This is a genomic window from Propionibacterium acidifaciens DSM 21887 (assembly GCF_000426605.1).
GTDB lineage: Bacteria > Actinomycetota > Actinomycetes > Propionibacteriales > Propionibacteriaceae > Propionibacterium > Propionibacterium acidifaciens.
Map to the genome: position 1 here is coordinate 1 of NZ_AUFR01000046.1, position 15477 is coordinate 15477.

The 15477-nt window shown below is 71.5% G+C and carries 14 protein-coding genes; 10 read left to right on the top strand and 4 right to left on the bottom strand.

Annotated elements, in window-relative coordinates; genetic code table 11:
* From K336_RS0111575 to K336_RS0111595, 3 genes are all read left to right on the top strand, one after another.
* A partial coding sequence (locus K336_RS0111575) for an inositol-3-phosphate synthase (RefSeq protein ID WP_051245744.1) occupies positions 1-1065 on the top strand: 1065 nt, incomplete at its 5' end.
* Positions 1066-2295: 1230 nt separating this feature from the next.
* Positions 2296-3024, top strand: a complete 729-nt coding sequence (locus tag K336_RS0111590) for a TetR/AcrR family transcriptional regulator (protein ID WP_211223503.1) — start codon at positions 2296-2298, stop codon at positions 3022-3024.
* 203 nt (positions 3025-3227) lie between these two features.
* Positions 3228-4502, top strand: coding sequence for an MFS transporter (locus tag K336_RS0111595; protein ID WP_021798823.1), 1275 nt, complete (start codon positions 3228-3230; stop codon positions 4500-4502).
* A 190-nt stretch (positions 4503-4692) separates the two neighbouring features.
* Here K336_RS0111595 and K336_RS0111600 read toward each other — a convergent pair whose 3' ends face one another.
* From K336_RS0111600 to K336_RS0111610, 3 genes are read right to left on the bottom strand one after another with little or no spacing between them, the layout of a single operon-like run.
* On the bottom strand, positions 4693-6366 hold the full coding sequence (locus K336_RS0111600; RefSeq protein WP_233418764.1) for an ABC transporter permease: 1674 nt from the start codon (positions 6364-6366) through the stop codon (positions 4693-4695).
* Positions 6363-7277 carry an ABC transporter ATP-binding protein gene (locus tag K336_RS0111605; protein ID WP_021798824.1) on the bottom strand — a complete coding sequence of 305 codons (915 nt, stop codon included), beginning with the start codon at positions 7275-7277 and terminating at the stop codon, positions 6363-6365. The genes K336_RS0111600 and K336_RS0111605 overlap by 4 nt, the downstream gene beginning before the upstream one ends.
* The gene (locus K336_RS0111610) at positions 7274-8131 is read right to left on the bottom strand and encodes a MerR family transcriptional regulator (RefSeq protein ID WP_028707121.1); all 858 of its coding nucleotides are present in this window, start codon (positions 8129-8131) and stop codon (positions 7274-7276) included. The genes K336_RS0111605 and K336_RS0111610 overlap by 4 nt, the downstream gene beginning before the upstream one ends.
* A 474-nt stretch (positions 8132-8605) precedes the next feature.
* Here K336_RS0111610 and pyrE point away from each other — a divergent pair, with 474 nt between their 5' ends.
* A complete protein-coding gene (gene pyrE / locus K336_RS0111615; protein ID WP_021798828.1) occupies positions 8606-9148 on the top strand; it encodes an orotate phosphoribosyltransferase in 543 nt (180 codons plus the stop codon).
* 1 nt (position 9149) lies between these two features.
* Complete coding sequence (locus K336_RS16255; protein ID WP_081660813.1) at positions 9150-9908, top strand: LemA family protein; 759 nt, start codon at positions 9150-9152, stop codon at positions 9906-9908.
* Positions 9909-10173: 265 nt separating this feature from the next.
* Here the strand turns inward: K336_RS16255 and K336_RS0111625 are convergent, their stop codons facing one another.
* The gene (locus K336_RS0111625) at positions 10174-10890 is read right to left on the bottom strand and encodes a DedA family protein (protein ID WP_021798835.1); all 717 of its coding nucleotides are present in this window, start codon (positions 10888-10890) and stop codon (positions 10174-10176) included.
* Between the two features lie 141 nt (positions 10891-11031).
* On the opposite strand from K336_RS0111625, the gene K336_RS0111630 reads away from it, so the two are divergent.
* From K336_RS0111630 to K336_RS0111650, 5 genes are all read left to right on the top strand, one after another.
* Positions 11032-11664 carry a TrmH family RNA methyltransferase gene (locus K336_RS0111630; protein ID WP_233418765.1) on the top strand — a complete coding sequence of 211 codons (633 nt, stop codon included), beginning with the start codon at positions 11032-11034 and terminating at the stop codon, positions 11662-11664.
* A gap of 163 nt (positions 11665-11827) precedes the next feature.
* Entirely contained in the window at positions 11828-12451 is a 624-nt protein-coding gene (locus K336_RS0111635; protein ID WP_028707123.1) for a hypothetical protein, read from the top strand.
* 179 nt (positions 12452-12630) lie between these two features.
* Positions 12631-13653 (top strand): class II fructose-bisphosphate aldolase, encoded by a 1023-nt coding sequence (gene fbaA / locus K336_RS0111640; protein ID WP_028707124.1) that lies wholly within the window; start codon positions 12631-12633, stop codon positions 13651-13653.
* A 118-nt stretch (positions 13654-13771) separates the two neighbouring features.
* The gene (locus K336_RS0111645) at positions 13772-14392 is read left to right on the top strand and encodes a LysE/ArgO family amino acid transporter (RefSeq protein WP_021798838.1); all 621 of its coding nucleotides are present in this window, start codon (positions 13772-13774) and stop codon (positions 14390-14392) included.
* A gap of 464 nt (positions 14393-14856) precedes the next feature.
* Positions 14857-15477, top strand: a 621-nt coding sequence (locus K336_RS0111650; RefSeq protein WP_028707125.1) for a hypothetical protein, incomplete at its 3' end; no start/stop codon positions are given.

The window sequence follows — 15477 nt, forward strand, 5'->3', positions numbered from 1 at the left end:
GTCGCCATCGTCGGCGTGGGCAATTGCGCGTCGTCGCTGGTGCAGGGCGTCACCCACTACGCCGACGCCGACCCGACCAGCACGGTGGGCGGGCTCATGCACGTCCGGTTCGGCGACTATCACGTCTCGGACATCGAGTTCGTGGCGGCCTTCGACGTCGACGCCGCCAAGGTCGGCCTCGACCTGGCCGACGCCATCAACGCGTCCGAGAACAACACCATCACGATCGCCGAGGTCGCCCCGACCGGGGTGCGGGTGCAGCGCGGCGTCACCCTCGACGGCTTCGGCAAGTATTACCGCGAGACCGTGACGGAGTCCGCCGAGCCTTCGGTCGACGTGGTCCGCGCCCTCAAGGACGCACGGGCCGATGTCGTCGTCTCCTACCTGCCGGTGGGTTCGGAGGAGGCCGACAAGTTCTACGCCCAGTGCGCGATCGACGCCGGCTGCGCCTTCGTCAACTGCCTGCCGGTCTTCATCGCCTCCGACCCGGCCTGGGCGCAGAGGTTCGCCGACGCGGGCCTGCCCATCATCGGCGACGACGTCAAGTCGCAGATCGGCGCCACCATCACCCACCGTGTGCTGGCCCGGCTCTTCGAGGAGCGCGGCATCACTCTCGACCGCACCTACCAGCTGAACGTCGGCGGCAACATGGACTTCAAGAACATGCTGGAGCGCGAGCGGCTGGTCTCGAAGAGGATCTCCAAGACCCAGGCCGTCACCTCGAACGTCGAGAAGGAGTTCGCCGACAAGGACATTCACATCGGGCCGTCCGACTACGTCGGCTGGCTGAACGACCGCAAGTTCGCCTTCGTGCGACTGGAGGGCCACAACTTCGGCGGAGCCCCGGTCTCCCTGGAGTACAAACTTGAGGTCTGGGACTCCCCGAACTCCGCCGGCGTGGTCATCGACGCCATCCGCGCCGCCAGGATCGGCCTGGACCGCGGCATCGGCGGCCCGCTGCTGTCGCCGTCGTCCTTCTTCATGAAGTCCCCGCCCGAGCAGCGCCACGACGAGTACGCCATGGCCTCCACCGAGGACTTCATCGCCGGTCGCGTCGAGCGCTGAGGATCGGGGGATCCCGGACGGGGCCGCGCAGACCCCGCGCCGGCAGGAACCTCTCGCGCTCCGGCTGCGGGGCCTGCGCGTCAGAGTGCAGTCCTCGTGGCCGTCGGTGGACCTCCGCTCGCGGGGCGCGGGGCCTGCGCCGCATCGACCGTGGTCGGAGACCACTCGTAGTCCTTCGTCCCCGGGGCGGGGTCTGTTCCGGCGGCATCCCGTGTCATGGCTCCGGTTCGGGTGGTGGAGGCCTGTCGCGTTTTCCTGCTGATCGATGACGGGGCCATGGTCTCCTGCCCGGTCCCGGCCGGTTCGGGCCCTGCCCGGGCCCGTTCGTCGTCGGTGCCGTGCCCGGCATCCGCCTGCACTCCGATCGCCTCGCTCCGAAGGCTCCTCGGAGAGGCCCTGCACCGTGGTCCGTGCACGTGGCCGGGCGGCGCGGTTGCCGAACCGGGCGGAGGAGACGGACTGCACGAGGTCGTCCCCGGTGCGATGCCGCGCATCGGCGGTCTCTCGGTCCACGTGGCCGGGGATCGCCACGCCGAGCTGAGCCCGACTCCGGCGGGCCCGGAGGACCGCGCCTGTCTGGTCGACGAGTCGGTGTTCGTCATCGGCGATGAGCATCCGGTTCCCCGAGGCGTCTCACCGCCCTCGTCACCCCGGCCGACGCGCCGTGGCTGCGCGCCAGCGACCTGATTCGTTGTGTGCGTGCCCTGCGACCGGGCTCATCCTCGGCGTCCACGACGGTCTCCTCGACGAGGACGGCCGGCCGTCGCTCGGCACGTGGTCGCCTCGTTGCAGGACGAGGGTGCCTCCCGGCCCACCATGCTCGCCGATGGCGAGACGATCGGCGTTCCCGGGCGGTGATGACGGTTCGTTTCTCCGCCCGGTCGTGTCCCTTAATGCGCTTAATGCGTTTGTGGGGGTCTGCGCGTGGATTGTGCGGGGGTGGGTGCTGTGGCTGCGGTTGAGGGGCGGGGGCCGCGGAGACGGCAGACGGGGATTCGGCCGGCGCCTGAGGATGCTGCGGAGGCCGCGGAGACGGCAGGCGCGGGGTCTGCGGGGTGGGCCGCCCCGCTCTGCTTCCCCGTGTGTCAGAGGCCGCGGCCGTCCCTTGATGCGTTTGTGGGGGTCTGCGCGTGGATTGTGCGCGGGCGGGCGCTGTGGCTGCGGTTCGGGGACGAGAATGGGGTTCGCCGGAGTAGCCTGGCTGGCACTGGGACGGCGGTCAGGACGGTGATGATGACGGACGAGGGCGGCGATGCCCGCAGTGCGAGGGGGAGGCGGGACTCCTACCATGTCGGGCTCGACACGGGCGCCGTCATCGATGCCGCCGTCGAGCTCTCCCGAGGCGCCGGGTTGACGGCCTGGTCCCTGCGCGATCTCGCGGAGCGGCTGGGGGTCGCCCCCTCGGTCATCTACCACCATGTGGGCGGGCGCGAGCTGCTCAGCCAGCATGTCGTCGAGCGGGTCCTGGCCCTCGTGGGCCTGCCGACGCGGGTCATGCCGTGGCGCCAGTGGTTCCGCGAGGCGCTCTTCCCGATCCGGCCCGTCCTGGCCGCCTATCCGGGCACGGCACGGTGGATGCTCCTGCACGGCCCGGTCCTCACGGGCCTCTCCCCGGTCATCGACGCGGGGATCGCCTCCTTGCGGCGGGCGGGTTTCGGGCGCAATGCGGCACTCGCCTGCAGTTCCCTGGCCAACATGGCGGTGATGACGATCGCCGCGGCGGACGATCGCGTCCTGCACGAGGGCGACGCTCCCCGCGATCATGCGGGCCTCATCCGCTCGCTCGATGCGGTTGCGGCCGACAGCGCCGGCATCTGCGAGGTGAGTCGCGATCTGCTGAGACAGTTCACCGGTTCGGCGCAACAGATCGAGGCGGCCCGGGACCGCTACTATCGCTACGTCCTCGAACGGCTGATGGACGGGCTCGAGGCCTGGCTCGAGGCCGGAATGCCCGATTGACCAGGTATTCTCCTTCGTCTTCTTCCCTTTCATCGGTTCCAGCGGGATCCCCCCGGCTTGTAATTAGAACAGCATTCACATAGGCTGTCCTTAGTTCGCCGGGAGGGGTTCGGATGGGCTGTCCAGCAGGTCCCGAAGCCCAGTCCCGGTGCCGATCGAGCAGATGCGAAGCCCGCCCGGCGGCGGGTCGGAGGGGGTGGGCCATGTCGGCCTCGCAGACGGTACGGAAGCAGCGGCGCGGCAGGAGTTCCTCGCAGGTCGGGGTCGTCCTCTCGGCGGTCTTCCTGGCCTATCTGGGGCAGACGACGCTCAACCCGGTCATCGCGCCGTTGTCGCGCGAGGTCGGGCTGGCGGAGTGGCAGATAGGCCTCACGATCAGCGTCGCAGCGGTGATGGTCGTCCTCACCAGCCAGTCCTGGGGGCGTCGATCCCAGTCCTGGGGGCGCAAGCCGGTCCTCGTCGCGGCGCTGGGGATCTGCGCCACGACCATGGCCCTCTTCGCTCTCATCGCCGCCCTGGGGGTGGGAGGGGCCCTGAGCGGCACGCCGCTGTTCTGCCTGTTCGTCCTGACCCGCGGGCTGGTCTTCGGCGCGGCGCTCGCAGCGATCATGCCCACGGCCCAGGCCTACGTCGCCGATGTCACCTCGAACGAGGAGGAGCGCGTGCGCGGCATGGCCGGCGTCGGGGCCTCGCAGGGCATGGCCTCGATAGCCGGCGCCCTCGTGGGAGGCCTGCTGTCGGGCATCTCGCTCATGGTCTCGGTCGACATGGTGCCGGTCTTCCTGCTCGCGGGTCTGCTCGTCGTCCTCGTCGCCCTGCACCGCGAGGAGGGCGCCGAGCTGGTCGCGGAGCCGACGCATGTGCGGCCCTCCGATCCCCGGGTCTGGCCCTTCCTCGTCGCGGGCTTCGGCATGTTCACCTCCCTGGGCCTCATCCAGGTCGTCACCGGCTTCCTCGTGCAGGACCGCCTCCGCCTCGACGCGAACACGACCGGTCTCGTCACCGGCGGGGCGCTTCTGGCCGCCGGCGTCGGGATGGTGCTGGCGCAGAGCATCATCGTGCCCCGCTCGAAGTGGTCGCCCCCCACTCTGCTGCGGGTGGGGAGTTTCACGGGCGCCGTCGGCTTCGCCCTGCTCGCCGTCAATGGCGGGGCCGCGCTCCTCATTGTCGCGGTGACGGTGATCGGGGCTGGTGTCGGCATCGCCATGCCCGGCTACACCGCCGGCCCGACCCTGCTCATGAGCCGTGAGGAGCAGGGCGGCCTCGCCGGCCTGATCGGGGCGACCAATGGGCTGACCTACGTCGTCTCGCCCACGGCCGGCACCGCCATGTACGGGATCTCGCCGATCCTGCCGATCGTCGCCGGCGGCGTGATCCTCGCTCTCGTCCTCGTCTTCGTCCTCGTGCACCGCAGTTTCCGCCGCGCGCCGGCTGAAGCCGCGGGGGCGGCAGGGGCGGCAGGCGGGGGCGCCGGCTGAGGCCGCGGAGGCGGCCAGACCGGGGTGCGCCCGGGGCCTGGTCCCCTCTCGGCCTGCTCCACAGGGTGTGGTCGCCCGGTTCCACGTCCCTGGATGCGTCTGTGAGCGCCGGCCCGTGGACTGCGCGGGGGGTGGGCGCTGTGGTTGCAGTCCAGGGACGGGGATCGGCACCGGCCCGCCCCTCTCGTCTTCACCGGGCCAGATCGCGGCGCCGGTGGCCGAGCAGGCCGGCGAGCATGCCGGCGAGCCCGATCGCCGTCTGCACGGCCAGGGGAGTCCAGTCCGGGTCGCCGATGACATCGAGGTGGTGGCCGAGGACGCTGAGCTCCTGCGCCCAGTCCGGCAGCCCGACGAGCGCGCCGAAGAACTGCGCGAAGACGCTCCAGCCCAGCACCGCCCAGGACAGGGCCGACAGACGCGGCGCCAGCCCGACGAGCGCCAGCGCGATGCCGATCGCCGCCAGGACGCCGGGCGCCTGGCTCACCGTGAGCACGAGGGCGCGGCCCACGGCGTGATCGTCGGTGAGCTGGGTGCCCGTCACGGCCGCGAGCACCCCGCCCGAGAGCGCCAGCAGGACGACCGACTCCACGACGGCCACGCCCGCCTGCGCTAGGAACAACCGGGCGCGGGAGACTCCGGCGGCCACCTCGAACTCCACGAACCCGGCCCGCTCGTCGGCGGCCAGGGCGGTCACCCGCTGCACCCCCGCCACAGCGACGAGCAGCACGGTCATGACGGTGAGCAGACCCATGAACTGCTCGACCGGACTGCCGCTCGCCAGCCTCCCGACGTAGGAGCCGGTCGCCGAGTCCGGCCCGAGCAGGCCGGTGACGCTGCCGGTCATCGCGCCGAACAGGGCGGAGGTCGCCGCCACGGTCACCGACCACGCCACGGCACTGCGCAGCGCCAGACGCGCCTGCAGATCGGCGTACCCGCCCAGCCGCCACCGCCTCCGGGACGAGCCGCGGTCGGGCAGGCAGCCGCCCAGGTACTCCCGGCGGGCGAACAGCCCGTCCGCCACGGCCTCGAGCAGCACGGCGATGCCGGCGCACACGACGAGCGGCCAGACGCGATCGTCGCTGTAGGGACGCACGAGATCGCGCCAGGCCAGGGGCGTGAACCAGCGAAGCCAGCCGGCCCCGGACTCGTCCGCCAGCACCCGCAGCGCGAAGGAGCACCCCAGCGCGGTCAGGGCGAGCCCGCGGGCCGGGCCCGCCTGCCGGCACAGCTGGCTGGACAGGGCCGCCAGCGCGGCGAAGGCCCAGCCCGTCGCCGCGACGGCCCCGGCGAGCGCCCAGGCCCCCGAGACCGTCAGCTCCGACACGATCCTCGTCAGGCCGGTGAGGACGAGGCCCGCCCCGCCGGCGACCAGGGCGACCGCTCCCCAGACCACGAGGACGGGTGCCATGAAGGGCACCAGATGGCCGGCGCCGCTGCCGCGCTGCACCTCGACCAGGCCGTCGTCCTCGTCGGCGCGCATCGCCCGGCAGGTGAGCAGCGTCGCCATGAGGCCCACGCAGATCAACAGGTAGGTGCCCGTCTCCCACTGGACGAGCTGCCCGATCCGCCCGGGCAGCGGCAGGGCGCCGTAGAGCAGCCGGGTGCCCGCCGTGTCGCGCATGCTCTCCACGAGCGGTTCCCGCTCCTGCAACGAGGGGTAGACGTCCTCGTAGGCCGGGGGCGTGACGGCGAGCAGCAGCCACAGGGGCAGGGCCCAGGCGAGCACCTGCACCCGCAGACGTCGCACCAGCAGACGCAGGGACGGCTCCAGCCCCTGCAGGGGGCCGGTTCTCCTCGGCCATGTCACGGCCCGGCGCGGCCCGGCACCGCGAGGGGCCGGGGCCGGATGCGCCGTGGCGCTCATCGGGAGTCCTCGTAGTGACGCAGGAACAGGTCCTCCAGGCCGGCCGGCCCGCAGCTCACGTCCGTCACCCGGCAGGTCGCGACGGCCCCCATCACCCGGGGCACCAGCGCAGACTCCACCTGGACGGACAGCAGCTCGTCCGTCCGATCCGCCAGGACGCCCCGCTCGTCCAGCTCGGCGGCAACGCGTCCCAGGGTCCGGCCGTCGGCCCGCAGCTCGATCCGGGTGAGGGCCAGCCTGCGCAGGGTCTCCAGGTCGCCGTGCTCGACGACGCGGCCCTGCTTGATGATCGTCACCGCCGAGCACAGCCGCTGCACCTCGGCGAGGATGTGGCTCGACAGCAGCACGGTGCGCCCCTGCGCCGCGGCGCAGGCGATCTCCTCGGTGAAGGCCCGCTCCATGAGCGGGTCGAGACCGCTGGTCGGCTCGTCGAGGACGAGCAGCCGCGTCGGAGCGGCCAATGCGGCGACGAGCGCGACCTTCTGCCGGTTGCCCTTGGAGTAGGTGCGCACCTTCTTGCTCGGGTCGAGATCGAAGCGCTCGACCAGCTCGTCCTCGTGGGCGCGGTCGCGGCGCCCGCGCAGCCCGGCGAGCGCGTCGAGCACTTGCCCGCCGGTCAGGTTCGGCCACAGCGCCACGTCGCCCGGCACATAGGAGATCTCGCGGTTGATGGACGAGGCCTCGCGGGCCGGGTCGCGCCCGAGCACGCGCACGCTGCCGGCATCGGGGCGGTGAAGGCCCAGCAGGATGCGGATCGTCGTCGACTTGCCGGCCCCGTTGGGACCCAGGAAGCCGTGCACCTGCCCGGCGGCGACCTCCAGGTCGAGGCCGTCGAGGGCGGTGAGGCGGCCGAAACGTTTGACGAGGGAGCGCACCCGGACGGGTGAGTCGTCGGTGATCGTCGTCGTCACAGCGACAGATCCTCCCTTCCCGCCGAGCGGCGGATCGTCGCGGCGAAGTCCGGGTCGGCCAGCATCAGGTCGAGCAATCCGGCGGTGAAGATGCGCTGGTTCTTCTGCGGATAGCTGGCGCTCGACAGCACCTCGGTGAGTTTCCACAAGGCGCGCCCGAGGGGTCCGCCGGGCAGGTCGTCCAGGACGGCCAGGGCCTGCTCCTTGTGGCGCAGCGTCAGATCCCAGGTGTCCTGGGCCAGCTGAAGGGCGCCGGCCTCGCCCGTCTCGTCCAGGCGGGCGAACGCGATGACCTGGCGGACGCACTCGTCGCGCTCGTCGCCGTCGAACTCCTCCACGTACGGGCCGACGCCGGCCGGGACCATGCCGCGCGAGGCGAGGATCATCGTGAGCCTCCGCTCGGTGCGCAGGACCCGCAGGCCGCCGTCCGAGGCCGCTCGCCCCGTGGCGCGGATCCGGCGCTCGAGGTCGTCGTAGAAACGGGCGAGCACGGTGGGCAGCGGTGAGAGCGTCCCGCCGTCGGCGACCCGGGCGATGAGCCCGTCGATGCGGTCGGCCTGCTCGCGCAGCGCCCGCTGCTGCTCATCGATGCTCAGGCGGGCCGAACGCAGATCGCGCAGCACCGAGTCCCGGTCGGTCTCGGACTCGTCGGCGGCGAGCATTTCGGCCACGCGGGGCAGGGGCAGCCCGCCACCGGCCAGCCAACGGATGCGCAGCAGCCTGGCCAGGTGCTCGACGCCGTAGTCGCGCCGGCCCCGTACCGTGGGCGGCAGGTCGAGCAGGCCCAGCTGGTGGTAGTGGCGCACGGCCCGCGGGGTCGTGCCGGCCAGGTCGGCCATCTCCTTGATGCGCATGGGACCACCCCAGCAGGTGACGCAACGTCACTGTCAAGCGGCACCGGCGAGGAGGTCCTCGGGTGTGCACGCCCGGCGGCCATGGCCGTCCTACCGGCCCATGATGGCGGGGGCGTGCTCCCCGCTCGCGCAGGGCCGACGACGGACGAGATTCACGAGACGATGGGGGGCAGCTCGTCGCTCCCCGCTCGCGCGGGGCCCACCCCCGACTACCGTCGGCTCATGCGCGACGACCCTGTCGCTCCCCGCTCGCGCAGGGCCCACCCTCAGAAAGTCATGATCGATCCGGGCGCCGAAGGTCGTTTCGTTCCCCCTTCGCGCTGGGCCCGCACGCGTTTCCGGCATGCCACGCCGGGGGTCTCGTCCGTCCGCCGTCGGAGGCGCGAGGCGCCGGGCCGGATCGGAGGCCTGAGCGGGGAGCACCGCTCCTCGCCAGGCCGTGCTCCGTCGCCCGGGCCGGATAGGCTCTGTGCCATGAGCGACCGCGAAGAACTCCTGCGCCACATCGTCGACGAGGCCGTCGTGCACGAGCACGTCGTGCTGTCCAGCGGCAAGGAGGCCGAGTACTACATCGACATGCGCCGCATCACGCTGTCCGGCGCGGCCGCCCCGCTGGTCGGGCGGGTCATGCTCGACCTGGTCGCCGGCTGGGACTTCGACGTCGTCGGCGGCCTCACGATGGGCGCCGACCCGGTCGCCGCAGCGATCCTGCACGCCTCGGCAGCGGCGGGCCGCCCGGTGGACGCCTGCGTCGTCCGCAAGGAGGCCAAGACCCATGGTCTGCACAAGCGCATCGAGGGCCCCGGCGTCGCCGGGCGCCGCGTGCTCGTCGTCGAGGACACCTCCACCACCGGGGGCTCCGCGCTGACCGCCGTCGAGGCGCTCCGCGAGGCCGGTGCCACGGTCGTGGGTGTCGCTGATATCGTGGACCGTTCCGGCCGGGCCGTCGCGGAGGCCATGGCCGAGTCCGGTCTCGAGTACCGTTTCGTCTACTCAGCAAAGGATTTGGGGCTCTGACATGATCATCGGAATCATCCTCCTGGTCGTTCTCCTGACCATCGTCGTCGTGCTCTTCATCGGCCCGTACAACAAGCTCGTCGGCCTGCGCAACAAGCTCCAGGAGGCCTGGCGCCAGGTCGACGTCGAGCTCAACCGCCGCTACGACCTCATCCCGTCCCTCGTCGAGACGGTCAAGGGCTACGCCGCGTACGAGCGCACCACGCTGGCCGACGTCATCGCCCTGCGCAACCAGGCCCGGACCCTCGACACGAGCGGCGCGCCGAGCGCCGAGCGCGTGGCCGTCGAGTCGCAGCTGAGCGGCGCGGTGGGCACCATCATCGCCACCGCCGAGGCCTACCCCGAGCTCAAGGCGGACGCCGGCTTCCGCCAGCTGGTCGGCGAGCTCTCCCAGACCGAGGACCGCATCGCCAACTCCCGCCGCTACTACAACGCGGTCGTGGGGGACTACAACACGAAGGTCGAGTCCTTCCCGTCCAACATCGTGGCGGGCATGTTCCACTTCACCCAGGCCTCCTACTTCCAGGTGGACGACCCGACCATGCGCGCCAACCCGGACGTCGACTTCAGCGAGCTCGGCACCCGGGGCAACACCCAGCAGACCCCCGGGCCCGTCCAGCAGCAGGAGCCCGGAGCGATCGCCCAGGGTCAGCAGAACCAGGCGCCCGGCTTCCAGCCCCCCGCCCAGCAGTACCCGCGGGCCCCGCAGCCCCAGCAGTACCCGCAGGGCCCGGGCTTCCAGCCCCCCGCCCAGCAGTAGCGGCGCCGGCGCGGTGATGACCCGCGCGGCACGACGGAAGGGCCCCGACACCATCCGGTGCCGGGGCCCTCCTCCGTCCGCGGGGGTGCGCCTCGATGGGTCCGGGCATCGATGGAGTCCGCGCCCCCGGCGGGTCCGCCTCGTTCCGAGGGGCGCGTGCCGCGAGAGCCCTCTCCCGCTCGGGGTGCGACTGCGGCCGGGCCGGCCCCGCAGGGCGCTTGGCGGGGTGCGGGCTCCCGCTCGGGGACGGTCCCGGGCCGGGCGGTCACTCGACGAGGTCGGCCAGGGTCTCCTCGACGGCGGCCTCCTCCCTGGCCTCGCGGCGTTTGCCGTTCCACCACTCGATGACCATGGGGATGGCCGAGACGAGGACGATGAGCACGAGGATGAGATCGATGTGGTTGCCGATGAACGCCACATTGCCCAGCAGACAGCCGGCCAGCGTGATGCCCCAGGCCCAGAGGACGCCGCCGACGGCCGTCCACGAGATGAAGTGGCGGAAGGTCATCCCGGCGGCGCCGGCGACCATCGTCACGAAGGTGCGGACGAAGGGCACGAAGCGGCCGAGCACGAGGGCCTTCGAGCCGTAGCGCTCGAAGAAGTCGTGGGTGTCGTCGAGGTGCCTGGGGCTGAAGACCCTGCCGATGAAGCCGTCGCGCGGCTTGAAGAGCCACGGCGCGACGGTCCTGCCGATGTGATAGCCGGCGATGTTGCCGCCGACCGCGAAGACGGTCATGATCGCGCACGCCACGACGTAGACGAGCGGCTTGGACATCGTCCCGAAGGTGATGGACGGCGGGTTCATCGCGATGAACATGCCCATCGTGAAGAGCAGGGAGTCGCCGGGAAGGACGGGGAAGATGGCGCACTCGACGAAGAGGATGAGGCAGACGCCCCACAGCGCCCCGTTCCCGAGGGCGTGGATGATCGTCGCGGGGTCCATCCAGGAGGGCATCATGGGCACGAGCGTGAGCAGGGTCATGAGATTCACCACACAAGGGTAACCTGGGGCGGCGTGGAAAATCCCGGAAGCGACCTCGAGCCTCCCCGTGGGAAGGCGGGACGCGCGGACGCCGGGTCCGCCGATCCGACGGTCCCGCGGGTCGGTGTCGGGCCGGCCCCGCTGCCCTGGCCGACCGGCGGGCGCTATGACCCCCGGCTGCTCGCCGAGGGCGACCGGCGCAATGTGCTCGACGGCTACCGCTACTGGAGCGTCGAGGCGATCGTCGCCGACCTGGACGCGCGGCGTCACCCGCTGCACGTGGCCATCCAGAACTGGGCCCACGACTTCAACATCGGCTCGATCATCCGCACCGGGAACGCCTTCAACGTCGCCGGGGTGCACATCGTCGGGCGCCGCCGGTGGAACCGCCGAGGCGCCATGGTCACCGACCGCTACCTCCACGTGCACCACCACCCCGACGTCGCCTCGCTCGTCGATCACTGCCGTGCGCAGGGGCTGACGATGATCGGCGTCGACAACCTGCCCGGCGCGGTGCCGCTGGAGGGCGTCCGGCTGCCCGAGCGGTGCTGCCTGGTGTTCGGCTCCGAGGGCGGCGGCCTGACCGACGAGCTCGCGGATGCCTGCGCGGTGCTCGTCTCGATCACCCAGTACGGCTCCACCCGCTCGATCAACGCCGGTGCCGCTGCGGCCATCGCGATGTACCACTGGGCGCTCCAGCACGCCGGAGGCGGCGACGGGGGAGTGTCCGACCCGACCGGCCGGCCCGCCGGCGGTTCCGGGCGGTCCCGGTGACGGTCTCCGGCTGTGCGGGCCGCACGTCTTCCGGCAAGTTGAGATGGCTGCGCGGGCCGCACGGCCCCCCGGGCGCCCGGCGTCGCGCCGATCGCCGGACGACCGGAGGGGGCCGCACACCACGGTCCGGCGGCGGCCGGTCCGCGCCGATTAGACTGACCGCGTGAGCCAGATCAACGTGAGCACCGACCCGGGCGCCGTCGCGCGGCCCGTGCACACCGCCTTCACGGTGTCGGTCGTGCCCGATCTGCTCGTCCGGCGCGCCGCCCTCGCCCGGAAGGGCCTCGTCGGCCTGATCCTCTCGATCGTCATCAGCGCCGCCATCACCGGCTCCCTGCTCATGTCCTATCTTCCGTCGGCGCCCCTGTTCCCGCTGAGCCCCGGAAGGCTGTTCGTCGTCGTGCTCATGTGCACGCCGACGCTCTACGCCCTCGGCCGGCTGCTCGTCCGGATCATCCGGCGGCACGACCTGCGTCGGGCCCTGAAGGCGCTCGTGCCGGGCCAGGTGATGCGCATCGAGCGCCTCGGCCTCGTGCTGCGCCACGGCGACCGCGTCGAGTACCTGCCCTGGAGCGAGGTGGCCGCCGTCCGCGGCGTGCGGCGCTGGGACACCCCGGGCCCCGAGCTGCGCGTCGAGCGCACCGACGGCACCCACTGGGCGGTGCCGTTCAGCATCCTCGACGTCCTGCCCGGCGGGATCGACGGGGGCCTCTACGCCTACTCCGGCGGGCGCCTCAACCTCGACATGATCGTCTGCGACGACATCTGGTCCGGTCAGGGCCGGTGACCCCTGCTCGGCACCGGGAATCCTCCGCCGCGGGCCGGGACGGGTTCCCAAGCGGTGACGGTGTTTGAAAGAATCGGAACCGGCACGGCCCGCGGGTCGTGCCCGCCAGGTTGAACCGTTCGGCCTGCGGGCCCGGACAGTCCGGTTCGTTCGGATGACAGCAAGAGAAAGAAGCATCCATGCCCATTGCAACTCCTGAGGTCTACGCCGAGATGATCGATCGCGCGAAGAAGGGCGGTTTCGCCTACCCCGCGATCAACATCACGTCGTCGCAGACCCTCAACGCTGCCCTGCGCGGCTTCGCCGACGCCGGTTCGGACGGCATCGTGCAGATCTCCACCGGCGGCGCCGAGTACGCCTCCGGCCCCACCATCAAGGACAAGGTCACCGGCGCTGTCGCCCTCGCCGAGTACGCCCGCGTCGTCGCCAAGAACTACCCGGTCAACGTCGCCCTCCACACCGACCACTGCCAGAAGGAGAAGCTCGACAGCTACGTCAACCCGCTCATCGCCATCAGCCAGGAGCGCGTCGACCGCGGCGAGGATCCGCTGTTCAACTCCCACATGTGGGACGGCTCGGCCATCGAGGTCGAGGAGAACCTCCAGATCGCCAAGGAGCTGCTCACCCGCACCTCCAAGGCCTACATCATCCTCGAGATCGAGGTCGGCGCCGTCGGCGGCGAGGAGGACGGCGTGACCGGCGAGATCAACGAGAAGCTGTACACCACGGTCGCCGACGGCATGCGCACCCTCGAGGTCCTCGGCCTGGGCGAGCAGGGCCGCTACATCACGGCCCTCACCTTCGGCAACGTGCACGGCGCCTACAAGCCCGGCCATGTGAAGCTGCGCCCGGAGATCCTCAAGGAGATCCAGGACGCCTGCGGCGCGAAGTACGGCAAGGACAAGCCGTTCGACCTCGTCTTCCACGGCGGCTCGGGCTCCACCCCGCAGGAGATCGCCGACGCCGTGAGCTACGGCGTCATCAAGATGAACATCGACACCGACACCCAGTACGCCTTCACGCGTCCGGTCGCCGACCACATGTTCAAGAACTACGACGGCGTCCTCAAGATCGACGGCGAGGTCGGCAACAAGAAGACCTACGACCCGCGCAGCTGGGGCAAGTCGGCCGAGGCCGGCATGTCGGCCCGCATCGTCGAGGCCTGCCAGCAGCTTGGCTCGGTGGGCACCCACCAGGGCTGACACGGCGCACGAGACCCATCGGGGCCGGTCCTTCGGGGCCGGCCCCGATCCGCGTCCGGGATGGGTGGCAGTCCCGCCGGGAACGGAGTCACCTTCTTCCGCGGCTAGGGTCGATGGGGTGGACACCTACCTCACCGGCCTCGTCACGGGGCTCGGCCTCATCGTCGCCATCGGCGCCCAGAACGCGTGGGTGCTGAGGCAGGGGCTGCGTCGGGCGCACCTGGGCTGGGTGGTCGGCGTCTGCATCGCCTCCGACGTCGTCCTCATGAGCGCGGGCACGCTGGGCATCGGGTTCGTCGTGGAGCGCGCGGCATGGGTGCTCACCGCGCTGACCCGGGCCGGGGTGGTCTATCTGTGCTGGTTCGCGTTCGTCAGCCTCCGCGCGGGGCTGCGTCCCGATGACGAGGCGCTCAGGGCCTGCGGCGAGGCCGGTCCCGGGCTGGGCCCGGTGGTCCTCACGACGCTCGCGATGACCTGGCTCAACCCGCACGTCTACCTCGACACGATGGTCCTCATCGGCTCCCTGGCCAACCAGCACGGCGCGCTGCGGTGGCTCTTCACCGCCGGCGCCGTGAGCGGTTCGGCCTGCTGGTTCTGCGCTCTCGGCTTCGGGGCCCGCGCGTTGTCCGGACCGTTGGCCCGCCCGGGGCTGTGGCGGGGCCTGGACCTGGTCATCGGCGTGGTGATGGTCCTGCTGGCCCTCAGGCTGGCGCTCGGAGCCGGGCGGGGGATGTGGTGACCGGGTGATCCCGGTCCGGTCCCGGGGCCGATGCGCCTGCCGGCCTCGGGGCCGTGCAGGGAGCCCTGGGGAGCGATCGGCCGGGTGAACGCTGCTGGTCGGGAGGTCTGGAGGGTCCTGCGGGACTCCGTCCCCGTGCCTTTCGGCCGGGATCTTCACTTGATGACGCTGGGTTCTGACTGCGCAGTTCGGACGGGGCTGTTGACCGTGCCGGGTGCGGATCGGCTGGAGAACCTGCTCGTCCACGGGGCCCTACAGGTTCTCGGGCAGTGTACGTGTCCTGTGTCTCTGTGGGGCTTCGGGTCCCCAGCCCCCTGAGGGGGTTCCCTGGTTCCTTCCCCACCCGGGCCGGGCCGGCCCCTGTCGGGGTGGTGTTCGCCTGGTGTGGGGGTTTAGCGTCGGTGGGGTGTGGCCGCCCGCCCCCGGTGTCGGCCTGTCTGTACCTGTGTGGGGAGGATCGTGTCGTGGCCGAGTACTCGGGCAGGCTGGGAGCCTATGACGAGCCGGTGGCGTTCGACGACGCCACGGCCGACACCCTGAAGTCGGCGGCGACGGCGCTGTCGGGCACCCTGACGGGGCAGGCGGCCTCGCGGTCGTCGTGGGCGTCGACGGCGTCGACGGATTTCGAGGGCCACTACGCGGACGTGTTCGACACGAACGCGAAAACAGCCTCGACGGACTGCACGAACATCGCGTCGGCGTTGGACGACCTGGTGGCCGAGGTGCAGAAGCTGAAGGAGGCCGCCCAGGCCGAACGTGAGCGGAGGAGGCGGGCCAGGGAGTGGGCGGACCGGCAGGACCGGGAGAACATTGTCAAGAGGGGCTGGGACTGGGTGTCCAACGGCGACAAGCCCCCCGCAGGACCCGCCCAGGTACCGCTGCCGCAGCCCCACGAGGTCACGACCACACCCTGGTCCGAACCCGCCCCGGGCCAGGCGGGGGGCGTGTCCTCGGCCCGGCCCGATGATCTGCGGACGTACTCGTCGAATGTGACCGGCGCCAATGACACGGTCACGACCCAGAAGGGCACCCTCGACGGGGCGCTGTCTGATTTCGCGGACAGGTGCTCGTGGTGCAGCATCGAC